Raw genomic sequence first — 25,635 nt, 5'->3', positions numbered from 1 at the left:
ATTTTCATCGAAAGAACTTTCAGCCTTTCGATTCAACCCACCCATGGCAGAAGGAATTTCATGAACAAGCAACAACTCGGATTGGCCCCGGCCATGCCGAGCGGCGGGCTGCTCTTCGGGGCCGACTACAACCCTGAACAGTGGCCCCGGGAGAGCTGGCCGGCCGACATTGCCCTCATGCAGGAGGCCGGCATCAATCTGGTCACCGTGGGGGTGTTCAGCTGGGCGCAGCTGGAACCGTCCGAAGGCCAGTGGAACTTCGCCTGGCTGGACGAAGTGTTGGCCTTGTTGCATGCAGGCGGCATCCGGGTCAGCCTGGCCACCCCCACTGCGTCTCCCCCGCCCTGGCTGGGCAGAAAATATCCCCAAACGCTGCCCACTGATGCACATGGCCACACACTTTGGTATGGCTCACGCAACCAGTTCAACCCGTCCTCACCGAAATACCGTGCGGCCGCCGCTGCCGTCACCGGAAAACTGGCCGAAAGGTATGCCACCCACCCGGCCGTGGCCATGTGGCATGTGGGAAACGAACTGGGCCAAATCAGTTACGACGACGAGACGGCGTGCGCTTTTCGGCGCTGGCTCATGGACCGGCACACCTCACTGGAGCGGGTCAACGAGGCCTGGGGCACCACGTTCTGGTCGCAGCAGTATTCAACGTGGGAGGAGATCCTGCCGCCCCGGAACGCCCCCTACATTGGCAATCCGGCCCAGGAATTGGACTTCAAGCGCTTCACCTCTGACCAGCTGGTGTCCTTGTACCGTGCCGAACGGGACATCATCAGGCACCATGACAGCGAGCACCCTGTCACCACCAACATGATGGGATTCTTCCAGGGCCTGGACTACTTTAAGTTGGCGGCGGAAACAGACTTCGTGGCCAATGACTGGTACACCGATCCCGGTGACAAGCAGTCATGGCAGCTGGGCGCGCTCACCCACGACCTGTGCCGCGGCCTGGCCGGGGGAAGCCCCTGGCTGTTGCTGGAGTCCGCCACCTCCGCGGTGAACTGGCGCCCCCACAACGTTGCCAAGGAGCCGGGGGCGTTGCGGGTCGACGCGCTCTCCGCCGTGGCCCGCGGAGCCGACGGTGTGTGCTTCTTCCAGTTCCGGCAGTCGGCGTTCGGTGCCGAACGGTTCCATTCGGCAGTGGTCCCGCTGGCCGGACGGGACACCCGCGTTTTTCGCGAGGCTGCCGCCCTGGGTGCCGAAATGGCCCAGCTGGGCGATCTGGCCGGCACCTCCAGCCAAGCCCGAATCGCGATCCTGTTCGACTGGTCCAGTTGGTGGGCTGCCGAATCCGCCGCCCGGCCCTCCGACAAGCTCAAGGTCATGGACCAGCTGATGGCCTACTACCGGCCGCTGCTGCGCCATGGCCTGGCCGTGGAGGTGGTGCACCCGGCCACGGACCTGACCCGTTTTGGCCTGGTCCTGCTGCCCAATTTGTTCATCCTGGCCCAGGAACAGGCCAATGACCTGAAACGCTACGTGGCAACCGGCGGACACATCCTGGTGGGCCCCTTCAGTGCCGTGGCCGACACGGAAGCCAAACTTGCCACCGGCAGGTTCCCCCGGATCCTGTCGGACGTTTTGGGTGTCTCGGGTGAAGAATGGCTGCCCCTGGCCGGCCCCGTGCCCGTCGCCTTCACCAGTCCGGACGCCAAACTGAACCTGCTGGACATCCACGCGACGCTCTGGTCCGAGGACCTGGAGCTCCATGGCGCCGACACCCGGACCCTGGCTTACTTTGGTTGCGGCCGTTTGGCGGGCAAGCCCGCCGTGACGGCAAATCCATGGGGTGCCGGCGAAGCCTGGTACGCAGGCGCAGACCTGCCAGGCCCGGCCCTGGAATCACTTGTCATGGCAGCCGTTGGTGCTGCCGGGATTGAGGTTCCGGTGCCGCAGGGGCTGCCCGACGACGTCGAGGCCGTCCACCGCGGCGACAAGCTTTTCCTGCTCAACCATGGTCCCGCCACCCGTTCATTTGAGCTGCCCGGCACCCGCGGCGACGCCGGCACCACCACCGTCACACTTCCCCCGCACGGGGCCAACGTACTGTCACACAAGAGAAATCGAGTCCATTCATGAAATTCACCGACGGATACTGGATGCACCGCCCGGGGATCACGGCACTGAACCCCCGCGATGTGTCCGACGTTGTCGCCGAGGGCAGCAAACTCTCCGTGTTCGCCCCCACCCAGCCGATCAACTCCCGCGGCGACGCCTTGAACTGCCCGCAGCTGACCATCACCTTCGAGTCCCCGCTGCCGGATGTCATCTCCGTGACGATTGAACATTTTCAGGGCGCCCTGGACCCGGGCCCGCACTTCGAGGTGGCGGACACGAACCCGGACGTCACCATCTCCATCGCCGACGGCCAGGCCGTCTACGCCTCCGGCGCGTTGAGCGCACGGATCAAGACCGACGGCGCCTGGGGCGTTGACTTCATGGCCGGCGGCCTCGTGCTCACCAGCTCCGTCCCACGCAGCATCGGCGCCATCAGCGATGCTGCCGGCAAAAACTATGTGCACGAACAGCTCACGCTCGGCGTGGGCACCAATGTGTATGGTTTGGGAGAGCGCTTTGGCGCCTTCGTCAAGATCGGCCAGTCGGTTGACATTTGGAATGAAGACGGCGGCACCTCCAGCGAGCTCGCCTACAAGAACGTCCCGTTTTACCTGACGAACAGCGGCTACGGGATCTTCGTCAACCATCCGGAACAGGTCTCCTTCGAGGTGGGCTCGGAGGTTGTTTCACGCACTCAATTCAGTGTCGAGGGCCAGAAGCTGCAGTATTTCGTCATTCACGGGGAAACCCCCAAGGACATTTTGGCCCGCTACACGGAACTGACCGGACGCCCGTCCCGGATCCCGGCCTGGTCGTACGGACTGTGGCTGTCCACCTCGTTCACCACCAACTACAACGAAGAGACAGTCATGTCGTTCATCGACGGCATGGAACAGCGCGGCCTGCCGCTGTCAGTGTTCCACTTTGACTGCCATTGGATGCGCGCCTTCCACTGGTCAGACTTCGTGTGGGACCCGGCCACCTTCCCCGACCCCGAGGGGATGCTGGCCCGCCTGCACGAACGCGGCCTGAAGGTCTGCGTCTGGATCAACCCATACATCGCCCAGCGCTCCCACCTGTTCAAGGAAGGCATGGAACTGGGCTACCTGGTCAAAAAAGAGGACGGATCCCTCTGGCAGTGGGACATGTGGCAGGCGGGCATGGCGCTGGTTGACTTCACCAACCCGGAGGCCGCCCGCTGGTACCAGGACAAGCTGCGGTCCTTGCTGGGCCAGGGTGTGGATTCCTTCAAGACTGACTTTGGCGAGCGAATTCCCACCAATGTCCGCTGGCATGACGGCTCCAGCCCCCAGCGCATGCACAACTACTATGCGCAGCTGTACAACCAGGTCGTCTTTGACCTGCTGACCAAGGAGCTGGGGCAGGGCGAGGCCGTGCTGTTCGCCCGCTCGGCCACCGCCGGCGGGCAGAAACTGCCCGTCCACTGGGGCGGGGACTGCGAGTCATCATTCGCTGCCATGTCCGAATCGCTGCGTGGGGGCCTGTCCCTGGCGTCCTCCGGTTTTGGTTTCTGGAGCCACGACATCGGCGGTTTCGAGGGAACCCCTGATCCCGACGTCTTCAAGCGCTGGATTGCCTTTGGCCTGCTGTCCTCACATTCGCGGCTGCACGGATCCAACTCCTACCGGGTGCCGTGGCTCGTGGATGAGGAATCAAGCGAGGTCCTGAAGCACTTCACCGAGCTTAAGATGCGCCTCATGCCGTACCTGCTGGCCAGCGCCGAAGAGGCCTACTCCGCCGGCACCCCCATGATGCGCCCCATGTTCCTGGAGTTCCCGGAAGACCCGGGCTGCGCAGGCCTGGACCGGCAGTACATGCTGGGACCTGATCTCTTGGTGGCTCCCGTCATGGATCCCAGCGGCGCGGTCCAGTTCTACGTGCCCGCGGGCACGTGGACGCATCTGGAAAGCGGCGGGCAGATCACCGGGCCGGGCTGGCAGAACAAGACCTTCTCCGTATTCGAGTCCGCCACCTACGTCCGGCAGGGTGCCGTGCTCCCACTGGGCACCGTCAGCGACAGGCCCGAATACGACTGGTCCAGGGAGGTCGAGTTCACGGCCTTCGCCCCCGCTGAGGGCCAGCAGTCGGTCGTGTCCATCCCAAAGCCGGGCGGCGGAAGCGCCGTCTTTGACGTGAGCGTGGCAACCGTGGGCAGCAGCGGCAGCCAGGTCACCGCCGTCGAACGCTTCTCAGGCACCGAAACAACCGTCGAAACAACCACGACAGGTGTCAAATGAGCATCGACCTCGACCAGCCTGCCGCCATCGCCCGGGGCGGCGCTGCACCGCAGATGCTCTCGGCAGCGAAGTGCCCCATCATCCCGGGATTCCACCCCGACCCGTCAGTCTGCCGTGTTGGCGAGGACTACTACCTCGTCAACTCATCATTTGAGTATTCACCGGGCGTGCCGCTGTGGCACAGTTCCGACCTCGTGAACTGGACACAGATCGGTAACATCCTCGATCGCGATGACCAGTTCACGGCTGGCGCCGCAGGGTCCAACGGAGGAATCTACGCTCCCACAATCCGCCATCATGACGGACGTTTCTGGATGATCACAACAAATGTCTCGGGCGCCCGCGGGCAGCTGCTGGTCTCAGCTCCGAGCCCGGAGGGGCCGTGGACACCGGCTGTGCTGATCTCCGAACTGAACGGCATCGATCCGGACCTGGCATGGGACGACGACGGCACCTGCTACGTGACGTTCTGCTCCAATGACCCCGAGACCCGCGGCATCGCGCAAGCCCGCGTTGATCTCGGGCGCGGGGCTGTCTTGGAGGCTCCGAGGCGGCTCTGGCAGGGCACGGGGCTGGCCTATCCGGAAGGCCCACACCTGTTTCGCAGGGGTGGGTGGTGGTATCTGCTCATCTCCGAAGGCGGCACCGAACGTGGGCACGCAATCAGCATTGCCCGCGCAAAGTCGCCGGCTGGTCCCTTCGAATCGGCTCCAGGCAACCCCTTGTTTTCCCGCCGCAGCACCACCTTCCCCACGCAGAACACGGGCCATGCCGACATCGTCGAGTGTGCCGATGGATCGTGGGCCATGGTCTATCTCGGCGTTCGCCCGCGCGGCACCACCCCGCTGTTCCACGTCAACGGCCGCGAGACCTTCGTGGCCGGGATCGAGTGGGATGACAACGGCTGGCCCATCGTTCTGCCTGAGAAATTCACTGTCCCCGGAACAGTCGGATTTGTTGACGCGTTCACCACTGCCACCCTCGAGCCGCGCTGGATCTCCCCGGGCGCAGGGTTCGCAGACTTTGTTGCGGCGCACCCTGCGGGCGGGGTTTCGCTGCGTCCCGCGGCGGCGCACAATGACGCTCCCGCCTTGCTGTCTGTCCGGGCCCAGGACCTGCGGTGGCGATTCCTTGCCGTGCTGGAATTGCCAACGGAGGCCGGCCTGCGGGTCCGCATCGATGAGCAGCACTGGTACGAGATCCGGACCGTGGACCGGGTCGCGGAGGTGCACGCACAAATTGGTGCCCTGCACCATGCGGTCGCGGACGGTCAGCAGCTGGCGGGGGCCACCGTCGAGCTGATCATCGAGGCCGTGGATTCACTGTCCAACGGGCCGGATGACCTGCGCTTCTCACTGACCGATGCCGCCGGGACACGCGAACTGGCCCGTTTGGACGGGCGCTACCTCTCCACCGAGGTGGCTGGTGGCTTTACCGGTCGCACCATCGGAGTGCACACGCTGCGCGGTGAGGCCCGGCTGCTGCGGGTGGGCTACCAACCCCACAGCGGGTTAAGTTAGGAAAAATCCGCCGGACTCAACTCCGTCCACGCCTTTTCGCTGACGTGCACGACGGCGGACCTCCCCTCCCAGCCGACACCCACCTCACCGGCGGTGTGGGCCGCACGGGCCCGCAGGCGGGCCGAGACGAGCACCGGTGCGCCGGCTTCCGTGGCCCAGGCGAGATCCAGTTCGAGTCCGGGACGCACCACAAGTCCGCGGGCAGCCCCTGCCGGCCACACCCCCGGCACCGCGGGCAGCAGCTCGATACGGCCGGCATGGCTTTGCACCAGGCACTCGAGGACTCCGGCGACGAAGCCAAAGTTGCCGTCGATCTGAAACGGCGGGTGGGCGGCAAACATGTTCGGGTACAGGCCCCCGGCATGCGGGCCATGCTGCCCGCCGGCAGTCCTGAACATCAACACCAGCAGCCGCTCCACCGCGTCGGTGTCCCTGAGCCGGGCCCGCAGCGCCAGTTTCCAGGCCAGCGACCAACCAGTGGAATCGTCACCGCGGGCATCCAGGGTTCGCGCCACGGCATCAGCCAGGGGCGGGTCAAGTTCGGTCTCGCCGGGGTAGGCAAAGTACAGGTGTGAGACATGGCGGTGGTCTGGTTCGGGCTGGTCAAAGTGCTCGGCCCATTCCTGGACGGTGCCGTCCGGCGCCAAGGGAATCTCCGGCAACCTCCGCAGGGCATCCCGGAGCCGGGCCACGAGGGGGTCCCCCTCCGGAGCCAGCTCAAGTGCCGCCCGGAAGAGCCTGCCGATGATGGCGATGTCCGCCGTCGAACTTTGACTTGCAGCCGCAATGACACCGGCGGCGGTGCGGAAGTGGTTTTCCGGCGACGTCGACGGGGTGGTGCCCAGCGTGCCGTCCGGCTGCCTGACGAGCCAGCCGAGGCAGAATTCGGCGGCCCCCTTGATGACCGGCCAGGCCCGTTCGGCCGCGAAATCGCTGCCGGCGCCATGGCGCACATGTTCCCAGAGGTGGGTTGCCAGCCAGGCTCCGCCCATGGGCCAGAACGACCACGACGTGTCACCGGCAACCGGCGAGGTGAACGCCCAGGCGTCGGTGTTGTGGTGGGCCACCCAGCCGTCGAGCCCGTAGACGGTGCGGGCCGTGTTTCGACCGGCCACGGACAGGGCGTCAAGGAGGTCAAAGAGTGGTTCGTGGCAATCGGCGAGATTGGCGCCTTCGGCCGCCCAATAGTTCATCTGGGCGTTGATGTTGATGGTGTAGTTGGAACTCCACGGCGGCTGCATTTCTTCATTCCAGATGCCCTGCAGATTGCCGGGCAGGGTCCCCGGGCGGGAACTGCCGATCAGCAGGTAGCGGCCGTAGTTGAAGAGCAGGGCGGCGAGCGCGGGATCGGCGGGGCTCTCGCGCAGGCGCCGGTCCAGCGGCAGGGCCGGATCCCCCGCGGGCTCACCGAGGTCCAGTTCCGCGCGGTCGTAAAGTTCCCGGTGCCCGGCAATGTGGGCGTCCAAAAGCTCGTCCGAGGACAGTGCCGAGGCCGCCCGCACAAACTCGGTGGCACGCTGCCTGGCCACGGCATGGTCGGGCTCAGGAGCCTGTCCCGGTCCGGCAAAATTGGTGCCGGTGGAAACCACGAGGCGCAACCGGGAGACACCGGCGGCAGCCAGGCTTCCGGTGCCGTCCAGCTCCGTGCCGTCATGCTGCCACTGCGCCACGACGGCGCCGCGGAGCGATTCCCGGCCTGGCTGGTCGTATTGCACGCCGGTGGGAGGTTTGGCGTACGACGGCGCCACATTGCTCGGCAGCTGCAGGTCCAGGCCCAGCGTGCCCGGTCCCACAGTTGTTTCCACCACCCGCAGGGGGCTCACCAGCGAGGCGGCCACCTTCGACAGGGGTCCGCCCGCCACCTGAAGTTCCAGCACCAGCACCTGGTGTGCGGCCGAGATGTAGGCCTGTCCGATGATGGTCCGGCCGGCAACGGTGTAGCTGTGATCGTGCACGGCGCTGCGCAAGTCCAGGCTGCGGCGATACTGCAACGCCGGTTCGGAATGGGCCCGTTCGGGATGCGGCTGGTCGCCGTCCGTCCCCGCGTCCGGCTGGTCGCCGAAGTCCAGCTCCAGCACCAGTTCGGCGAAGGGCAGGTAACTTTGCGTGTGGCCCGTGGCCAGCTTGGCCAGTTCTGACTCCGCGGCGGCGTGCTCTCCGGCGGCCAGGGCCTCCCGTGCGCGGGCAATCACATCCGGGCCGTCGCCGCGGCCGGCCCCGTTGGCCGCTTCGCTGCCGGGCGCACCGGACCAGGCCGTGGCGTCATTGAGTTGTATCCGCGACTGCCGGGTCCCTCCGTAGCACATGGCGCCGAGTTTCCCGTTGCCCAGCGGCAGGGCCTGCGTAAATTCCTGTGCGGGCGCGTCGAACCACAGCGTGTGGGCAGCCGCCGCCTGGCGGGGCGGGCGCAGATCCGTGAGAAGGGCACCGGCCGGGCGTGGTTGGGTCATGGCTGCTTTCTGGTGTGCGGTCCGCGGTGCGGCAGGGAGTTTTCCCCGAGTCCATGCTTCCAGAATGCATCCCGCCCAGGCGTTTGTGACGGCCGGTTCCGGGTTGTTTTTCAGCCGTTCCGCACAAGGTAGTGAAGTTGGACGACGCCGTTGTCAAAGCGCCGCTCGCCCAGCAGTTCCAGCCGGGTTTGCGTGGTCTCGGGAAGTGCCGACTTCCCGCCGCCGACAATCACCGGCGTGACAAAGAGGTGGATTTCATCCACCAGCCCGGCACGCAGCGCTTCCCCGGCCAGTTCGGCCCCGCCCACGGCCAAGTTTTCGGCGGCCCCGGCTTTCATCTCCCGGACGTCGTCCGGGTCAAAGACCCGCTCAATCCGCGTCCTTGCGGTGGTGGTGTGGTCAAGGGTGCGGGAGAACACCACCTTGTCAGCCATGTGCCAGAGGTTGGCATAGTCACGCACCACATGGGTGTGGTCGGGCTGGCCGTAAAATTCTTCCCACACCTTCATGGTCTCGTACATGCGGCGTCCGTACAGGTAGGTGCCGATGCTGCGTTCAAGGTTGTTGATGCAGCTGTGGACCTCTTCGTCCGGCATGGCCCAGTCGAACTTGCCCTCCCGATCCTCAATGTAGCCGTCCAATGAGGTGAGCGCTGCGTAGATGAGCTTGGCCATGGCTGTCGCCTCCTGTAAATTGTGGGCTGCCTGATCACCAGTATTCGCCCATTTTGCCGGGGCGGCCAGCTATTTGCCGAGCTTTTTCAACAACCACTTCACGATCGCATCCGATTGGTTGCCGAAGGGGTTTTCATCGACAACATACGTCCACGTGGTGGAGCCGCGCCGGATCCCGGCAGCCGCCAGGTCTACGCGGCCGTCAGCAACTTCCAGCGCCTCCACGGTCTCCAATGCCGCGGCATGGGCGTCGTCGAGAAAGCCCTCAAAGGCGCGAATGGTCTCGCGCCGGAACTCATCCAGCGGATTCTGCCGGCCCAGCGCCCGTAGGTGGATGGCGGCACGCTGCTCGGAGAGCAGGGCCAGGTGGTCGCTCCACAGTGCGTCGAGTTCAAAGAGCAACACGGCCCGGCACACCCGGGCCAGCTCCCCGCTGTCCAGGATGCTGCGCAGCTCCTCCAGCCGGCCGGTTCCCGCGGCGTCGATGGTTTCAAGGATCTCCAGCGCGGCCGCCTTGTCGTGGAGGGCCCGGCCGCGCTCGGCCAGCACGACCTCGCGCTGGTAGGCGATCAGTTCGTTGTACTTCCAGGAGTTTTGTTGGGTGGTGAACCGTTCCTGTTCGGCCAGGCGCTGGGCGCGGTCAAGGAGTCTGGACACGCCCGGCCGGGTGACGAGTCCGGCGTCGTCCGTTTCTTGGTCCACGGATTCGCTGAGCTCCAGGCCATGGGCTTCCTGTCCGTTGGCAGCCGGATCTTCCATGCTGGAAAAGATGATGCTGGCGCCGGGGTCGCCCTGCCGCCCGGCCCGCCCGCGCAGCTGTGCGTCCAACCGCGGCGAATAGTAGCGGCCAACGATGATGACGAGCAGCCCGCCCAGTGCGGCAACGTCGCTGTGCGCTTCCGCGTTGGCAGGACTTCCGCCAAGCAAAATGTCGGTGCCCCGCCCTGCCATCTGGGTCGACACGGTGACAGCTCCCCGGCGCCCGGCCTGCGCGATGATGTCCGCCTCGACGCTGTCATTGCGGGCGTTGAGGACCTGGCAGCCAATGCCTGCGTCGGCCAGCAGGGCGGCGAACCGCTCCGACGCGGCCACGTCATGGGTGCCGATCAAGACGGGCTGGCCCGTGCCGTGGGCCGTGGCGGCAGCGGCGATGACAGCGGCGTCGCGCTGCGCCCCCGTCGCATGGACCTGCTCCGCCCGGTCCTGGCGGATGCACTGCTTGTGGGGCGGAATGCGGCCCGCGTCGAGCTCGTAGTGGGTGCGCAAATATTCCGACACGGCCACGGCGGTGCCGCTCATGCCCGTGACGCTGCCGAAGCTCTTGATGAGGTCGCGCACCAGCAGCTGGTCGAGGACTTCGCCCTGCTCGGTGTGGTGCAGGCCTTCCTTGGTTTCCACGGCGGCCTGCAGGCCGTCCGGCCAGCGCTGCAGGTGGGCCACGCGCCCGCGCGAATCGGACACAATTTCGGCCTTGCCGTCGCGCACGATGTAGTCGACGTCGCGCTGCAGCAGGACCTGGGCGTGCAGGGCGACGTTGATGGAGGAAAACAACGGCGTGCCTGCCGTCGAATAAAGTTCGACGTCGGGCCACCTGGCTTCAACCCGGGCCAAGCCGGCATCCGTCAGGGAAACGTTGCGCTTGTTGGCTTCAACCGTGTAGTCGAGCGCAGGCCGGAGGGCCTTGACGAAACTGGCGACGTCGACACCTTGCAGTTCGCTGCGTGCCCGCCCTGCCAGGACCAGGGGCACCGTGGCTTCATCCACCAGCACCGAATCGATTTCATCCACGACACAGGCGTCAACCGGTTGGAGGACAGCCGCGTCGGGTTCGGTGCAGCTCCGGTCCCGTAGGACGTCGAAGCCAAGCTCGTTGACGGAGACGTACACGACGTCGGCCAGATACGCGATCTTGCGGTCCCGTGGCTCCGTCGCCGAGGTCACCGCTTCGGCCCTGACGCCGAGAAGTTCGTAGAAGGGGTGCATCCAGTGCGCGTCGCGCTGGGCGAGATAGTCGTTGACGGTGAGCACATGGACGCGGCGCCCGCGCACCGCTTGGGCTCCGGCCACGACGGCCCCGACAAGCGTTTTGCCTTCGCCGGTGTCCATTTCAACGACAGTTCCGCGCAGCATGTTGGCTGCGGCCAGCAACTGTGTGTCGAAGAGGGTCATCCCGAGCGCCTCCTCCAGCAGCACCACCGCACACGACAGGTAGCTTTCCAGCTCGGCATCGCTCCAGGCCGCGGACGCCCCTCGAAGGATCGCCAGCTTTTGCTGCGCCGCTGCGGCCGCCTGCCCCGGCGCCGCGTGTGTTTGCTGCAGCGCTGCAGCCTGGGTGGCTGCCCGGCCGGCAACAGGGCCCAGGGCTGCCGTATCCACGACGCCCGGGGTGTTCATGAGCCAATTCTTGAACTTGTTGCCCAGCAAGGGCCTGCCCTTGGCGGCCCGTTGCTTTCCTGATGCTTCGTTGTTCATGCGCATTGCGTCATCATCCCATTGTTGTTGGAATTGTTGCCGCCCGCCGGCACGCCCCTGTGCGACGGGACCATCCGAGCCGCCCCACAGGAAGACCCGTTCCGGCTAGCGGCCGCCTGCCGCATAGTCTTCGCGCAGCTCCGCTGACAGCGTGGGGATTTGCAGCGACAAAAGCTTCCAGCCGGCACCCAGCTGGGTCCGCCCCAGCGCCTCCGCAATAACATCCAGGGAACTTCCCTGCAGGAACATGCCGCGCATGAGCTGCAGGTCCTCCCGCGAGTACGCCTCGCCCGACCGGGGTGCGGTGTTCTCGTCGTCGAGGCGGCCCCGGGCGCCAAACATCAGGCGGACCAGTCGAATCACAACGTGGCGGAGCTCGATGCCGGAATCCGCTTCAAGGTCGTAAATGGGGCAACCCGCGTCGTAGAGCCGCAGCACGCGCGACGTTTCGACGCGGGTCCACGCCCGATCCTGGAACTCGTCGACCGGCGGGAGATCCGGCACATCGATCTCCAGCCATGCCCGCGGTGGGACGCAAATGGGTGTCGGATCCAAGTCATCACACACTGTCATGCCATCCGCCTGCCGTATTTCGTCCCAGCTGTTTTTCCAGTGCTGTCAGTCTGACAGTGGGCTCCGACATTTTCGGACGCCAGTCGACCGCAACGATGATGGGCACGCCACCAGACTGCAGCTCAGCGGCTCCGGGCAATAACGGCGTCGATCTCCGCGGCGCCCACACCGTTGGCCAGCAAGAACGCCCGCACATCCATGCCGCCCACAAATTCCGCCACGGCCCTGCCCCGGCCCTGCACGACCTCAGCCAATTCCGCCGCACCCAAATGCCGCTCATGGGGGTGTTTCACCGGCGCCACCAAATGCCACTCGTTGATGCCGCGTGCCGCCAGCTCGTCCTCGGCCGCCGCCCTCCCGGCCTGCCCGAGCAGCGCCAGCAGCAACGTCGCAATCAACCCTGTCCGGTCCCGCCCGGCAGAGCAATGAATCACCACCTTGCCCCGCGCTGCCGCCAACTCCCTGAACACGCCGGCCACCCGATCCGGAAACAGCGCAATGATGTCCGAATACAACCGCGGGTGGTTCATATAAGGGTGAAAAAGTCCTGCATAGCGCGGGTCTTCGGGGTCTTCCGTCGGTGCATGCACGACGACGAACCTTGCCATCGCCTCCTCGCCCACCACCGGGTCGCTGGGCCTGCGTTTGCGCTCCGTGAGGTTCCTCAAGTCGATGACAGTGCGAACACCGTCGGCGTACGCCTGGTCCCAGCCGTGCTCGGTGAGCCACTCGCTGCGGCCCATGCGGTAGATGTCGCCGGCAAGCAGCCTGGCGTTGACGGCACCTTCCCAGTGCGGGGCGGCCGGCTGGGAGGAATCCATGTCAGCGCTTTTTGGCGAGGCGGAAGTCGAGCCCGTTGCGGACCTGCGGCCACTCGGCGGCCAGGATGGAAAAGACAACAGTGTCTCGCAGCGAACCGTCGGGCATGCGGCGATGGGAGCGGAGCACGCCGTCCTGCTTGGCGCCGAGCCGGGCGATCGCCTCGCGTGACTGAATATTCATCCAGTGCGTGTTGAATTCAACTGCCACGCAGTCCAGCACCTCGAAGGCATGGGCAAGCAGAAGCCTCTTGCTGTCCGGGTTGGTGCCGGTGCCTTGAATACTGGCCGCGTTCCAGGTGTACCCAATTTCCAGGCGGGGTAGTTCAGCATTGATGTTGCAGTAGGTGGTCATGCCGACGATCCTGCCGGGCTCGCCGGTTTCGGGGTCATTGATGCGGGTGGTAAATGGCAGCATCACGCCGGCATGCTGCTGTGCCAGGCGACGCTCCATCTCTGCGCGCATGCTTTCAGGTCGTGGCACGGAGGTGTACCAGAGGTTCCACAGTTCGCCGTCGGAGGCCGCCGCCACCAGGCCGTCGTGGTGGTCCAAGCTCAAAGGCTCGAGGGTTACGTATTTACCGCGGAGGGTGACGGGTGCAATCAAGTCCATGGAAGAACTTTATCGTCCCAAGTACTTGTGCACCCTGGACCAGTCGGAGCTCGGCGTCGCATGACGAAGTGCAGCGACAAGCTGGACGCGCTTGAGCAGGCGGATGTTGGCCCCGTGGGCAACGAGCAGGCGTCTGTCCCACTTGTTTTCCCAGAAGAATCGATCAACCTCGTCATCGGCTGAGAGCAGTATTGGGTCCAGCAGCGCCACGGCCGCGCTTTCATTTAGCGGTCCTCCGCTCCCGGCTTCATCTGCCAGCGGACTAAGTGCACAGTAGAGCAACAGGTGGCGTGTCAGGCTCGTGCGAATCACGGCGAGATGCGCTTCTTCGATCGGAAAGGTGAATACCCTGGGGCCATGCAAGGCGTCGGCTCCACCAACCAAGTGGATCCGCAACTCACCATCCCGCCGAATCACGCTGGGGAACCACGAGGAATCGCGAGAGAAGACAAGCTCGTCCATGAACCTCCACTTTCCCTTCCGAATCGTTGCTCCATGGGGACCGGGAGAAGCATCGGCACTCACCCGGGGTCCGCATTCATCAGTCCCTTGCCCGCGCGGCCACCGCGACAGGCTGCGAATCGTTTCCGCCGCCGGAATCACAAAAGCGGGCAGCGCAATCAAGCTTCCCGAGCAGGTCCCTGACATCTTCGACCCTACCCGCAGGCACGTGGTTGCGGGCTTTGGGCATCACCGACATAACGCACCAGCGCCGGCCGGAAAGCGGGCGGGGACCTACCCAGAATCCGCAGCATGAGACCGCCGACTGCGCCAATAGTTGACTCAGCAACCTAATATCTGCGAGACTTTGATTGAAGCTTCAAGCATTTGAGGCTTGGTCCTTCTCCCTGAAGACCAACCCATACCCCCGACGAAACGTTGAGAATCCCATGAACAACCTTGCCCTGAACACGGCCGCCCGCACCGTCCTTCGCATAGTGGTTGGCTTCCTCTTTGCCGCCCACGGCTGGCAGAAGTACAACGAATTCACCATCGCCGGCACCCAAGGCTCCTTCGCACAGATGGGCGTCCCCGCCGCCGATGTGGTGGCACCCATCATTGCCACCCTGGAATTGGTGGGCGGCATCGCCTTGATTCTGGGCCTGGCCACCCGCCCCTTCGCCGCGCTGCTGACCTTGAACATGCTCGGCGCCATCATCCTTGTCCACGCGTCTGCAGGCATCTTCGTCGAGGCCGGCGGTTTTGAACTCGTGCTGTTGCTGGGCACGTCAGCCCTCGCGGTGGCTCTTGCCGGCCCGGGCAAGCTGTCTCTGGACCACCTCCTGTTTGGCCGCACGAATTCCAAGCTGCGCGTCCTGGCCTAACCGTTGAACCGCCGCCGGCACTGGACGCCCAGCGCCGGCAGCGGCAGACTTCTCCCATGGCCTATTCACTGCAAATCGTCGTTGACTGCCTCAATCCGCACGTTCTTGCCGATTGGTGGGCGGAGACCATGGGGTGGGAGGCGGAGCCCTCCGACGAGGACTTCATCCGCTCCATGGTGGCCAGGGGCTTCGCCACCGACGACCAAACCCTCCTCCACAACGGCGTCCTGGTGTGGGCGGGCGGCCAGGCCATCGTCCCCGGGGCTGCTGCCACACAGGACCAGCCCAGAATTTTGTTCCAGGCGAGCGACGACGCCAAGGCAGGCAAGAACCGCATCCACTGGGACGTGCGGTTGGGCGGCGACGATAAGTCAGCCGTCCGCGAAAAACTGGAAGCCCGAGGCGCCACCTTCCTGTGGGAAGAGAGCCAGGGACCGCATGCCTGGTTCACCATGGCCGATCCCGAAGGCAACGAATTCTGCATCGGCTGACACCCACACGCCCGTCGGGCGCTGTCCCGCCAGCAGGAACCGCCCAGCTAGAATCACAAGGGTGAGCAGCGTGCAGAATCTTCCAGACCAGGTATCAGACATCTTCGACCCCACCCGCTGGCGCGTGGTTGACGGCTTCGACTTCACCGACATGACCTACCACCGCCAGGTGGAGCGGGACGCCGGCGGCACGATCATCAAAGATCTTCCCACGGTGCGCATCGCCTTCAACCGCCCCGAGGTGCGCAACGCGTTCCGCCCAGGCACAGTCGACGAGCTGTACCGGGCCATGGACCACGCCCGCATGACGCCCGACGTGGCCACGGTTCTCTTGACAGGCAACGGCCCCTCCCCCAAGGACGGCGGCCATTCCTTCTGCTCCGGCGGCGACCAGCGCGTCCGCGGCCGTGACGGCTACAGGTATGCAGAGGGCGAAACGAAGGAAACCATTGACCCGGCCCGCGCCGGCCGCCTCCACATCCTTGAGGTCCAGCGCCTCATGCGCACCATGCCCAAGGTTGTCATCGCCGTCGTCAACGGCTGGGCAGCCGGCGGCGGGCACTCCCTCCATGTGGTCTCCGACCTCACCATCGCCTCCCGCGAACACGGCAAGTTCAAGCAAACCGACGCCACCGTGGGCAGTTTCGACGCCGGCTACGGCTCGGCACTGCTGGCCCGCCAGATCGGCCAAAAGGCGGCCCGGGCAGTCTTCTTCCTGGCCCGCGAGTACTCAGCCGACGACATGGTCCGCATGGGTGCCGTCAACGAGGCTGTGGCCCACGAGGACCTGGAAAAAGTCGCCCTGGAATATGCCGCCGACATTGCCCGCCAATCGCCGCAGGCCATCAGGATGCTCAAATTTGCGTTCAACCTGGCCGACGACGGCTTGGCCGGGCAGCAGGTCTTTGCCGGCGAAGCAACCCGCCTGGCCTACATGACCGACGAAGCAGTGGAGGGCAAGGAAGCGTTCCTGGAAAAACGCGACCCCGACTGGTCCTCCTTCCCGTACTACTTCTAATCCCCCATATATAGGTACCCATGACTATTGAACCCCTGCTCAAGGCCCTCTCCGAAGCACTGCACGGCGAAGGCCCCGCGGTCCAAATTGCCCCGGACGGCAGCTTCACCCTCATCCCGCAAACCGGGCTGGGACTGCCGGCTGACAGCGACACCGATATTGCCGCCGTCGTGCTTACCTCCGGGAGCACTGGCACGCCCAAGAGCACCCTGCTGAGCGTGGAGGCACTGGCCGCGTCGTCGGTCGGCACGGCCATGGCGTTGCGTGGCGAGGGCCAGTGGCTGCTCGCACTGCCCATGAACTACGTGGCCGGGCTGCAGGTTTTGGTGCGCAGCCTGTTCGCCGGCACCCGCCCCTGGGCCATGGACCTGAGCGGCGGATTCACCCCCGAAGCGTTCACCGAGGCGGCGCTGGAGCTGGCCGACAACACCCGCTTCACCTCCCTGGTGCCCACCCAGCTCACCCGCCTGCTGACCAACCCCACCGCGGAAACGCTGACGGTGCTGCGCCGCTTCAACGCGATCCTGCTCGGCGGGGGGCCCATCAACCCCGTGCTGCTGGAGGCCGCGCGCGGTGCCGGGCTGACGGTCGTCACCACCTACGGCATGAGTGAAACGTGCGGCGGCTGCGTGTACGACGGCGTCCCGCTCGACGGCGTGCAGCTCGCCATCCGCGACGGCAGGGTCCTGCTCGGCGGCGGCGTTGTGGCTGCCGGGTACCTTGGGAATGCCGAGCTCACCGCCGCGTCCTTCTTCACTGAAGAGCACGACGGCGAACTGGTGCGGTGGTATGAAACCGGCGACCTGGGCGAGCTGGACAGTGACGGACGGCTGCGCGTGCTGGGCCGAATAGACGATGTCATCATCACCGGCGGCCTGAAGGTTTCGGCCGGCGCCGTCATCGACGGTCTGCACAAGGTTCAGGGCGTTCGCGAGGCATTTGTTGTTCCTGTTCCCTCCGAGGATTGGGGACAGCAGGTGGCTGCCATGGTGGTTGGATCGTGCTCGTTGGCCGAGTTGCTGGCCGGCGCGGGCGCTGTCATGGAGCCGCAGCAGGTGCCAAAGACTGTGGTGTTCGTCTCCGAGCTGCCGCTGCTGGCCAACGGAAAACCCGACAGGACGGCGATTTTGGCCACCCTGGTTAGCGCCGCTCAAGCGGACTAGCCCCGCAACACGGCACAATTAACCCTGTGGGCCCGATGCTCGGGCCCACTTATTTTTCTGTTTTGTCTTATGCAGATATGCATATCTCATTCAACTGCACATATAGGAGTAACGCTGTGGCCACTGTGGGGCAATGGATTTCCGGAGCTCGTCTGAGGACCCTGCCCATGGCAGTGGCTCCAGTAATTATCGGCACCGCCGCGGCCTACGACCTGGACGGGCTGCACTGGCTCCGGGCCGTTCTGGCCGCCCTGGTGGCACTGCTCCTGCAAATTGGCGTCAACTACGCCAACGATTACTCCGACGGCATCCGGGGCACGGACGAGGTCAGGGTTGGGCCGCTGCGTTTGGTGGGCAGCGGCGTGGCAAAACCGTCGCACGTGAAGATGGCGGCGTTTGCCGCATTTAGCTTGGCGATGGTGGCCGGGCTGGCCCTGGTGGTCCTGTCGCAGGCCTGGTGGCTGCTGCTCGTGGGCGCCGGCGCGGTCCTGGCCGCCTGGGGGTACACGGGAGGCAAGAACCCCTATGGCTACATGGGCCTGGGCGACGTTTTCGTGTTCTTCTTCTTTGGCCCGGTGGCGACCCTGGGCACCACCTTCACCCAGGCCGGCTCGGTGAGTGTGGCGGCAGTGTTGGGTTCAATCTCAACGGGACTGATCGCCGTCGCACTTCTGATGGCCAACAATGTCCGCGACATTCCAACCGACACTGAAGTGGGCAAGCGGACCCTCGCCGTCCGGTTGGGCGATCGGAATGCGCGACTGAGCTATGTGGTGATGCTGGCACTGTCGCTGGTGTTGATGCTGTTCCTGGCGCCGGCGAAACCGTGGATTTTGCTGGTGCTGTTGCTGGTCCCGTTCATGCTGCTGCCCAGCTGGCTCATGCTCAAGGGAAAAAAGCGCAAGTCCCTGATCCCCGTCCTGAAGCAGACGGGGCTGCTTAACCTGGGCTTCAGCGTCCTGTTTGCGGTGGCCATGGTGCTGACCTGGCTGTAGCTTAGGCTTCGCCTGGCTTGTCGAGGTCCAGCTTGGTGGCGCCCGGCTTGCGGTCGGCGTCAACCCACACGTCGGGGTTCGCGTCGACGAGGGCGTCTTCGGCGTCGGCATCCTCCACGGCGCCGGCCGACTGCGAGGTTTCGGCATTTGGTGCGAACCGTTCGGCGACCACCGCGGTGGCACCGTCTCGCTGCTTGCGCAGGAACAGGAAGCTGACCAAAAAAGCGCACAGGGCCGCAATCAAGGCCGCAGTGAGCGGGGTGAAGTTCAGCGCCAGGTGGGCGATGAGGAAGAACGCCAGGAAAAGCACGCCACGAATCAGGGAGTATTTAAGGAAAGCCACGGACCAAGTTTAGCCGCTGAAGCTGGGCGTCTTCCCTGCACCTTGGCAGGGGGCCGGATTTGTCTGTCAACGGTAGACTGAAGTATGCGCTATATAATTCCCGTGGCCTTGGCTGTTGTTGTTTTTGTCTACGGACTCATTGACTGCATCCGCAGTGAACCCAACGACGTGCGGAGCATTCCGAAGCCTGCCTGGATCGTTGTCATTGTGGTGTTGAACGTCATTGGTGTGGGCCTGTGGTTCCTGTTCGGACGTCCGCAGTACGCTGCGGCAACGTCCGGATCCCCGCAACGTTCCGGCGGGCCGGCCGACAGCCAGCGCGGATCTTCCTACCAAGGCAATTCGGGCCGCTCGGTTGCCCCTGATGACGACCCCGATTTCCTCCGCAATTTGCAGGTCGACAGGGCACAGAAGCTTGAGGCCGACAGGCTCCGTAAGCTCAAGGCGGATCTGGAGGCCCGTGAGGCCAAGCTTCGCGAAGAGCACCCGAACGACGAAACGAAGAAGTAACTTTTCGCCGCGGCCGTCCTGGCCGTGAGTTCGCAGTTGTGGCCCCCTCAGGCATCTGAGGGGGCCACAACTGTGAACTGATGGAATCGTTGCAGCGGCGTTAGCGCTTTTCCTCGATCCGCACAGTCCAGGAGTCAAGGTTTGCGGCCTTGACGTCAAGGAAGTAGCTGCCGGACTTCTTGTGCACTGCCGTGGTGTTGCTCTCCGGTTTGGAGACCATGACCACGGGGATGCCACCGTCAACGGAGATGTCCGTGCCCTCCTTCTCCAGATAGATGGCGGCAATGGCCATGTCAGGGTCGGAGCCAATGAACTCGTACACCATGCGGGTTTCCTTGCCTGACAGTGCGAACACTTGGCTGGCCTGGTCTGCTGTGCCGCCCAGGGCGACGACCTCAACCCAGCTCGCCTCTGCGGCCGGCACCTCGGCAGCTGCCGGCGCGGCTTCCTTCGCGGCCGGTTCCGGGACTGCGGGGGCCTTTGCTTCCGGGGCGGCCGGGGCTTCGATGCCCGATTCAACGACAGGGTTGCCGGTGGAAGAGCCAGCCACGCTGCCGCTGATGCCTCCCCCCAGCATCAAGGCCAGGGTGACGACGATGGACACGACCTTGTGCTTGGAGTAGCCGGCCAGCTTGTTTCCAGCCTTGTCGGTCTGCTTGCCGGCGAGCGTGATGATCAAATCGATCAAGGCCCAGATGCCGAGCCCGCCCAGCGTGAACAGCTTCAGCAGGCCCGTGCCCACCTTGCCCAGATAGAAGCGGTCGACTCCCCAGTAGCCAAGGAACAAGGACAACAGCCAGGTCACCAAAAACGACTTGGAGCTCTCCTGCTTGACGGGAACGTAGGGCGCCTGCTGCGGCGCTGGGGCTTTCATATATTGCGACATGATGATTCCTTTCGGGCACGGCAAAGCTGCCGGTGCCGGTGATTGGGGTTGATGTTTGTTGGTGCTGGGTGGCAGGCCGTGTCCTGAACGGCCTGCCACCGTCCGTGTTACTGCTTGATCCAGGAACCGCAGCGGGAAGACTTGAAGTCTTGTCCCGCTGTCAGGGTCACCGACGGAAGGCCGCCGCCGGGGAGGTCGTTGGCAATGATGTCGTCACCGTTGGTGCCGCTCGTAAGGATTGCCCAATAGCAGGAGGAACCGACACTGCTTTTCGCCTTGTATGTGCCGGGCTCAATATCCGCCCCAACAACCCAGGTGCCGTCGGAAACTGTATTGGCCGCCTGCGTCTTCTCGGCGCCGGTGACAGCATCCTCGCGCTTTTTGACCGCGACTTCCCGTTCGGCGATCTTCTTGTCGGAGTCGCCTTCCTTGGTCTTGAGTGCCGTTTCAGCAGTTGTCACAGCTGTTTCACGATCCTGCATGTCGGTTTCCTGCTGGTCCAGCTCTTCCTGCAGGCCGTCTCGTTGGGCCAGATATGCGTCCCGCTGTTTCGTTGTTGTTTGGGCTGACTGGTTCAATGCCACATATTCTGCGCTGGCCTCCGGATCAGTGGTTGCCTTCCCACTCCAGAAGCCTCCTCCAACCAATGCCGCACAAAAAAGAACTGCTGCCACCACCAAGCCAACGTGTGGTTTGCGGCCACCTGACGCTGTTTTGCCCGCTCCACCGGCACCTACAGCTCCGGCGGTACCAACTCGTGCAGACCTTTTTAACTTTCTCTCCTTGACCCCCTTGCCCGTCGCAGTCGGCGGAGCCGCAGACGGCGGCGGGACGCCTGCACTCGGAGGCCGCGGGGGCTCGGGTTCCCCGGCAGACGAGCGGGTTCCGCCGCCGAACTTGGCCGGGTCCAGGGCAGGAACAGGCGTTTCGGCCTTGCCAGCCGGGGCAGTTTGGCCGGACACGGGCTCACGCGTTTCTGTGGATTCGAATTCTTCAGGCTTGCTCATTACTTCCCCCAAAGGTAGCTGGCCGACCATTCGGCCAGCGGGTCAAAATTTGGCCTGCTGGGCAGACAACCCTTTCAGGTTCAAAACACGTGATGTCGACAGCGTCCACTTGTGCCGCTGACCGGGAGCGGTTCGAAATCGGCGGCAGTGGAAGCGGAAACAACATCCGCCATCGAACTGCCGGCATGGTGGCCCAATCAAATGTTTCCCCGAGGGAAGCATCATTCGGCGGCACTTGTTCGCTCATCGCAACTCCTGTTTTCAAGGGCAGCTATTTGGCTGCGGTTTCCACAATGAGATTCAGGCCGTTGTCCGGGTGGTAAGTCCACGAGGCGCTGAATCCTGGCCACTCGCTTGTCTGGGTGCCGTCCAGCGCACGGGTCGATTCGATCTTGGAGTAAAGACTGTCCGGGGCATCAACCTCGCCCAGAACACAGACGACAGTGGCCATGCTGGTCCCGGTTGATTCCTCGCCGGTAGTTTGCAAGTTCAGGCTCTTGCCCTCATCCATGACGTCCACACCGACGGTCTCCGCGGCCGAACATGCTTCAACCGCATCCGGGATCGCTTTGGATTGGCTAGTGGCACCGTCCACCGCGCTGCCGAGTGCGCCCAGCAGAAGTCCGATTGCCAGCCCAACAATCAGGCCCACCAAACCAAAGAACAACGGTTTCTTGCTCTTGCCCGTTGCGGCAGGCGGACCTTGCTGCATCCAGTGGGGCGCCGGGGCCTGCCCGTCGTTGGGGTCCTGCCTGTGGAATGCCGTTGTGGCAGGCCCGTTCGGCTGCGTCGGCGGTATTGGTGGGGCTGTCATGACTTCTCCTGATGACGATGAACCCTGGTTTGGGTGATGGTTCGAGCTGTATGTCCGTAGTTTGGCAGGAGGGTCTGACATTCCAGATCGTTCCGGGCCGGCACCACCGTGAACATCTGCTCGATCAGCGCCAAAGTGAGTCAGGGCTCCGGTTATTACTCGGCGAGCAAGGCGGCTCTTGAGGGCATCGCCGGCTCGCTCCGCGCCGAGCTGGAATCTCTGGGGATCCGTGCACTTGCGGTCGAACCGGACTATGCCAGGACGGTGGGCAAGCGGCGCAATGAAAACGACACGATCCACGGCACACAGCCAGGCGACCCTGCCCGGGCCACCCAAGCGATAATCACCGCGGTGAATTCACCCAAACACCTGCGCGGATATAGCGCCCCGCTAGGGGTGGCCGATTGGAAAACACAGATAGCGGTCTCACTGCCGGAGGAGTTCAAATCCATCCTGTCGAGCATCAATTTTTTGGAAGCGGAACTGGGCGATGTGTGACGGAACCGCAATCGTGCAGCAGCGTGCTGCACGATTCCGCGGGGCAACTCACCGCCCTTCACCAACGTGGCGGGCCTGTTTCCAAGACTTGTCGCAGCAGCGCTTGGGCACTCCACCGCATGGATGTAACGGCTTCCGCGCGTGACAAGCCGCCAATGTCCGTCAACCAGACCAAGGATTCAATGCCCGTCGCGCTGCGAATGGCCAGAACCAGACGGCGAAGTTCGGCCTCAGTCATTTTGCCGGCCAGCGGCGAGAGCGCCTCCGTGATCCACGGAATGGCCCTGCCCTGCCGCAGCGGTAGGTCATCTCCGGGCAACGCGGGATCGAGCGACAATCTGAGCATTATCCGCTGCTGCGCCTCCGTTTCGACGATCATGTCCGTGAATCTGACAACGACGGCGTCGAGCCGTTCTGCCGGGTCGTCGCTCGGGTTGTCCGGCAGCATGGAATGCATGGCTGTCTCCGGGTGGGCAGCTGCCAACAGCTCCCGCTGCCCCGGGAAGTAGCGGTAGGCCGTACTTCTGGCCACCCCGGCCGCCAAGGCCGCCTCGTCCACGGTCGGCGTCTTGCCGGCCGCGACCATTTCCCGTGCAGCACCGACCAAGGCATTGAGGGTCCGGCGCTTCTGACCGCTGCGACCAAGTTCCACGTAAGGGGTTGACATAAGGTTCATGATACCTCAGTCTTGTTATAGGACCTTAGTCCCATAAGTTCGTGAACCCAATAAAGAGGCGAGTCCCATGGACACGAAGAAGCAAAGCAAATCATTCATCCGCCAAGCAGGGGAAGGCGAGCGGCGGTGGTTCTACGGAGGGGGCGTCCACACCTGGCTGGCCACGGCTGAAGAGACCGGTGGCGCCTCGCTGATCTACTCCGACACCATGGAGCGAGGCAAGGTGACGCCCATGCACATCCATCCAGATACGGATGAGGCCCTGTACATCCTCTCCGGCGAGATCCTCGTCAACTTGGCCGGCACTGAACAGCACGTCGGAGCAGGGGGCCTGGTCATGGCGCTTCGCGGCCAACCGCACGCGTTCAAAGTACTCACCGAGAAGACCACGCTGCTGTGCATCCAAACACCCGGAAACGCCCAAGCCTTCTACCTGGGCGCCAGCGAGCCCCTTGCCGCTGATGAAGCAGGCACCGGCCCGGTCGATTTCGAGCGCATCGCCGAATCGGGCAGACTCAACGGGGGCATCGTGATTGTCGGGCCGCCACCGTTTGGCTAATTCACGGACTGACCGCGCCCAAGCGCACCAAGCAAAGTCCCAGCCGATAGCGGCATGGACCTGCTTGGCGGACTGGGCTGGGAGCCGGCCCCAGCGACGCAATAGTCCGGGCACCGGGGAACGTGAGCAACGGGACGAACTGTTGATCCGGCGTCGTCTGCTTCTTGCCTTGTTGCCTTGCAAAAGTTCAATCCCACGGTGCCGGAACAGAACCTGCGTCAGGCCGTCGCCGAGATTGCGACCCCCAAGTCCAACGATCTCCTGGGCGCTGCCATGACGCTCATCCCTTTAAGGAATCAACACTCTCCATATAAATCCGGGCGGTTCAAAATTCCTCCACCGGCCGCTACATTGGTCGCAACGATCTCCGCGCCAGCCCACGAACACAACGAACGGCGAGTGGGCCCCGGCCTCGGTGCTAACGCACGGCCGGGACCCATGGTTGAAGGTGCTCCTGTCCCTACAGGTCAGGTGTACCAGGTGGGCTCAGGGATCTGGTTCAGCAACACAAATTCGCCAACCTCGCGTTTCTTGTAGGCGATGGGGTCGTGCAGGCTGTGCGTACGCAGGTTGCGCCAGAAGATGTCGAGCCCAACCGAACTCGCGGAGGCCCGGGCGCCGGTCAATTCGAACACCTTCGTCGCGATTTCGAGTCCGTCATCGACAATCCGGAGCTTGCCGGCAGCGACCTGTACGGCAATCTCCCCGCGGCGACGCTCCGTCAGTTCTTCGCGTGGCGCATGCAGCACCGCGCTGATCTCTGCACCCACCTTGTCGAGCAGCGCTTCGTCAGCCCAAAGCTTGGACTGCAGGTCGCCATAGCCATTGAGGAGGTACCACTCCTCGCTCGAGTGCGCCTTGTTATCTCCGCCGTACGGCCAAGGCCGGGTCTTGGTGCGCGTGTATGCCGAGGCGGTCTCGAGCGCACCCTGCGCGATACCCAGGTAGAAATTCGCGAAGACGAGCTGGATCGCAGGCACGTTGAGAGTGTTGTAGGTGAGCGGTTGGAAGACCCTGTCAACGAAACCGGCGGCCGAGGCCCAGTCGACACGCACGTCGTGGATGTCGACCGATCCGGACTCCGTAAGGCGCTGGCCAAGGCTGTCCCAGTCGTTGCCGAAAACGATGCCGGGCTGAGCGGTCGGGACGATCGCGAAGATATGGGTTTCAGTGCCTTCGAGGACTCCTTCAAGGACAGTCAGGTCCGAGATCTGCCCGCCGGTCGAGAACGACTTGTGGCCGGAAAAGACCAGCTCATCACCATCCTCGCGGATAATCAGATCCGAGTCACGAGGGTTGACGGCCCCGCCGAAAAGAAAGTTGTTGCTCGTGTAGAGCTCCTCCACCGCGGAGATCTGCGCATCGGTCGCGACGAGGCGCGCGGCCCAAGCCCAGAGGTAGTGATAGCCAAGGACCTGGCCGATCGACCCGTCGCCGCGGGAGACGGCTCGGATGACCTTGTAAGCGGTTTCCCAGCTCTCGCCCGCCCCGCCGTGCTCGCGCGGGCCCAGCAGGGTGACGAGGCCCGACTCCTTGAGCAGACGCACCTCTGCGTGCGGAGTCGCGTTGGCGCGATCGCGTTCAACGGCGTCTACGACGAGGATGTCTGCAACCTCTTGGGCCCGTTTGATCCATTCGGCGGTGTCCCGGGGTGTGGCTGCGTCCCTCCATCGACCGGTGAGACCTGTTGTCACTGACTCCGTGATTGTCATGTTATTTCCCTTCGCGTTGATCAAATGTCGCTGTAATAGGATCACTACACCACGGCAGTTGGTCGTTCGGAAAGGCAGTATTCATGTGGTGAAACAGTGCGAAACACCAGGACATCAGGCGCAACACTGTGTCGCATTTAAAGCTGCGGCAAGCACAATGACCACGATACTTTGCTGCGAAAGTCTCCCT

The 25,635-nt window shown here is 64.1% G+C and carries 23 protein-coding genes and 1 pseudogene; 11 read left to right on the top strand and 13 right to left on the bottom strand.

Annotated features, from left to right (window positions below; translation table 11 throughout):
• The first annotated feature begins 60 nt into the window (after positions 1–60).
• From AC1L6K_RS04240 to AC1L6K_RS04230, 3 genes are read left to right on the top strand one after another with little or no spacing between them, the layout of a single operon-like run.
• A complete protein-coding gene (locus tag AC1L6K_RS04240) occupies positions 61–2,091 on the top strand; it encodes a beta-galactosidase (RefSeq protein WP_480951480.1) in 2,031 nt (676 codons plus the stop codon).
• A complete protein-coding gene (yicI, locus tag AC1L6K_RS04235; protein ID WP_480951479.1) occupies positions 2,088–4,328 on the top strand; it encodes an alpha-xylosidase in 2,241 nt (746 codons plus the stop codon). The genes AC1L6K_RS04240 and yicI overlap by 4 nt, the downstream gene beginning before the upstream one ends.
• Positions 4,325–5,848 (top strand): glycoside hydrolase family 43 protein, encoded by a 1,524-nt coding sequence (locus tag AC1L6K_RS04230; RefSeq protein ID WP_480951478.1) that lies wholly within the window; start codon positions 4,325–4,327, stop codon positions 5,846–5,848. The genes yicI and AC1L6K_RS04230 overlap by 4 nt, the downstream gene beginning before the upstream one ends.
• Here the strand turns inward: AC1L6K_RS04230 and AC1L6K_RS04225 are convergent.
• From AC1L6K_RS04225 to AC1L6K_RS04195, 7 genes are all read right to left on the bottom strand, one after another.
• Entirely contained in the window at positions 5,845–8,298 is a 2,454-nt protein-coding gene (locus AC1L6K_RS04225; RefSeq protein ID WP_480951477.1) for a glycosyl hydrolase family 95 catalytic domain-containing protein, read from the bottom strand. The two genes, AC1L6K_RS04230 and AC1L6K_RS04225, sit on opposite strands and share 4 nt — an antisense overlap.
• 110 nt (positions 8,299–8,408) lie before the next feature.
• Positions 8,409–8,972: a dihydrofolate reductase family protein gene (locus AC1L6K_RS04220; RefSeq protein ID WP_480951476.1), complete on the bottom strand. Its 564-nt coding sequence runs from the start codon at positions 8,970–8,972 to the stop codon at positions 8,409–8,411.
• Between the two features lie 69 nt (positions 8,973–9,041).
• Positions 9,042–11,444: an accessory Sec system translocase SecA2 gene (gene secA2, locus AC1L6K_RS04215; RefSeq protein ID WP_480951475.1), complete on the bottom strand. Its 2,403-nt coding sequence runs from the start codon at positions 11,442–11,444 to the stop codon at positions 9,042–9,044.
• Between the two features lie 105 nt (positions 11,445–11,549).
• Complete coding sequence (locus tag AC1L6K_RS04210) at positions 11,550–12,017, bottom strand: hypothetical protein (RefSeq protein ID WP_480951474.1); 468 nt, start codon at positions 12,015–12,017, stop codon at positions 11,550–11,552.
• A gap of 122 nt (positions 12,018–12,139) precedes the next feature.
• Complete coding sequence (locus AC1L6K_RS04205) at positions 12,140–12,838, bottom strand: tyrosine-protein phosphatase (RefSeq protein WP_480951473.1); 699 nt, start codon at positions 12,836–12,838, stop codon at positions 12,140–12,142.
• Position 12,839: 1 nt separating this feature from the next.
• A complete protein-coding gene (locus tag AC1L6K_RS04200; RefSeq protein WP_480951472.1) occupies positions 12,840–13,448 on the bottom strand; it encodes a GNAT family N-acetyltransferase in 609 nt (202 codons plus the stop codon).
• A gap of 9 nt (positions 13,449–13,457) precedes the next feature.
• Complete coding sequence (locus AC1L6K_RS04195; RefSeq protein WP_480951471.1) at positions 13,458–13,910, bottom strand: DUF6357 family protein; 453 nt, start codon at positions 13,908–13,910, stop codon at positions 13,458–13,460.
• Positions 13,911–14,338: 428 nt separating this feature from the next.
• Here AC1L6K_RS04195 and AC1L6K_RS04190 point away from each other — a divergent pair, with 428 nt between their 5' ends.
• From AC1L6K_RS04190 to AC1L6K_RS04170, 5 genes are all read left to right on the top strand, one after another.
• Positions 14,339–14,773 (top strand): DoxX family protein, encoded by a 435-nt coding sequence (locus AC1L6K_RS04190; protein WP_480951470.1) that lies wholly within the window; start codon positions 14,339–14,341, stop codon positions 14,771–14,773.
• A 56-nt stretch (positions 14,774–14,829) separates the two neighbouring features.
• The gene (locus tag AC1L6K_RS04185) at positions 14,830–15,264 is read left to right on the top strand and encodes a VOC family protein (protein ID WP_480951469.1); all 435 of its coding nucleotides are present in this window, start codon (positions 14,830–14,832) and stop codon (positions 15,262–15,264) included.
• A gap of 61 nt (positions 15,265–15,325) precedes the next feature.
• Positions 15,326–16,282, top strand: coding sequence for a 1,4-dihydroxy-2-naphthoyl-CoA synthase (locus AC1L6K_RS04180; RefSeq protein ID WP_480951468.1), 957 nt, complete (start codon positions 15,326–15,328; stop codon positions 16,280–16,282).
• A gap of 20 nt (positions 16,283–16,302) precedes the next feature.
• Positions 16,303–17,445 carry an AMP-binding protein gene (locus tag AC1L6K_RS04175; protein ID WP_480951467.1) on the top strand — a complete coding sequence of 381 codons (1,143 nt, stop codon included), beginning with the start codon at positions 16,303–16,305 and terminating at the stop codon, positions 17,443–17,445.
• A gap of 116 nt (positions 17,446–17,561) precedes the next feature.
• Entirely contained in the window at positions 17,562–18,440 is an 879-nt protein-coding gene (locus tag AC1L6K_RS04170) for a 1,4-dihydroxy-2-naphthoate polyprenyltransferase (RefSeq protein ID WP_480951466.1), read from the top strand.
• 1 nt (position 18,441) lies between these two features.
• On the opposite strand, the gene AC1L6K_RS04165 is transcribed toward AC1L6K_RS04170, so the two are convergent.
• On the bottom strand, positions 18,442–18,783 hold the full coding sequence (locus AC1L6K_RS04165; RefSeq protein ID WP_480951465.1) for a DUF4229 domain-containing protein: 342 nt from the start codon (positions 18,781–18,783) through the stop codon (positions 18,442–18,444).
• Positions 18,784–18,867: 84 nt separating this feature from the next.
• Here AC1L6K_RS04165 and AC1L6K_RS04160 point away from each other — a divergent pair, with 84 nt between their 5' ends.
• Positions 18,868–19,293, top strand: a complete 426-nt coding sequence (locus AC1L6K_RS04160) for a PLDc N-terminal domain-containing protein (protein ID WP_480951464.1) — start codon at positions 18,868–18,870, stop codon at positions 19,291–19,293.
• A gap of 100 nt (positions 19,294–19,393) precedes the next feature.
• Here AC1L6K_RS04160 and AC1L6K_RS04155 read toward each other — a convergent pair whose 3' ends face one another.
• The 3 genes from AC1L6K_RS04155 to AC1L6K_RS04145 form a co-directional block, all read right to left on the bottom strand.
• Positions 19,394–20,179 (bottom strand): TM2 domain-containing protein, encoded by a 786-nt coding sequence (locus AC1L6K_RS04155; protein ID WP_480951463.1) that lies wholly within the window; start codon positions 20,177–20,179, stop codon positions 19,394–19,396.
• A 107-nt stretch (positions 20,180–20,286) separates the two neighbouring features.
• Positions 20,287–20,757: a hypothetical protein gene (locus AC1L6K_RS04150; protein WP_480951462.1), complete on the bottom strand. Its 471-nt coding sequence runs from the start codon at positions 20,755–20,757 to the stop codon at positions 20,287–20,289.
• Between the two features lie 700 nt (positions 20,758–21,457).
• Entirely contained in the window at positions 21,458–22,000 is a 543-nt protein-coding gene (locus AC1L6K_RS04145; protein WP_480951461.1) for a hypothetical protein, read from the bottom strand.
• A 105-nt stretch (positions 22,001–22,105) separates the two neighbouring features.
• On the opposite strand from AC1L6K_RS04145, the pseudogene AC1L6K_RS04140 reads away from it, so the two are divergent.
• Positions 22,106–22,498: pseudogene (locus AC1L6K_RS04140) on the top strand (SDR family NAD(P)-dependent oxidoreductase); the annotation flags it as partial.
• A gap of 58 nt (positions 22,499–22,556) precedes the next feature.
• On the opposite strand, the gene AC1L6K_RS04135 reads toward AC1L6K_RS04140, so the two are convergent.
• Positions 22,557–23,174: a TetR/AcrR family transcriptional regulator gene (locus AC1L6K_RS04135; protein ID WP_480951460.1), complete on the bottom strand. Its 618-nt coding sequence runs from the start codon at positions 23,172–23,174 to the stop codon at positions 22,557–22,559.
• A 67-nt stretch (positions 23,175–23,241) separates the two neighbouring features.
• Here AC1L6K_RS04135 and AC1L6K_RS04130 point away from each other — a divergent pair, with 67 nt between their 5' ends.
• A complete protein-coding gene (locus AC1L6K_RS04130) occupies positions 23,242–23,733 on the top strand; it encodes a cupin domain-containing protein (protein WP_480951459.1) in 492 nt (163 codons plus the stop codon).
• A gap of 467 nt (positions 23,734–24,200) precedes the next feature.
• Here the strand turns inward: AC1L6K_RS04130 and AC1L6K_RS04125 are convergent, their stop codons facing one another.
• The gene (locus AC1L6K_RS04125; protein ID WP_480951458.1) at positions 24,201–25,445 is read right to left on the bottom strand and encodes an acyl-CoA dehydrogenase family protein; all 1,245 of its coding nucleotides are present in this window, start codon (positions 25,443–25,445) and stop codon (positions 24,201–24,203) included.
• Between the last annotated feature and the right edge of the window lie 190 nt (positions 25,446–25,635).

Source organism: Specibacter sp. BI4, from assembly GCF_056680095.1.
The sequence above is the reverse complement of the archived record's forward strand: the minus strand, read 5'-3'. Positions and strand labels throughout refer to the sequence as shown.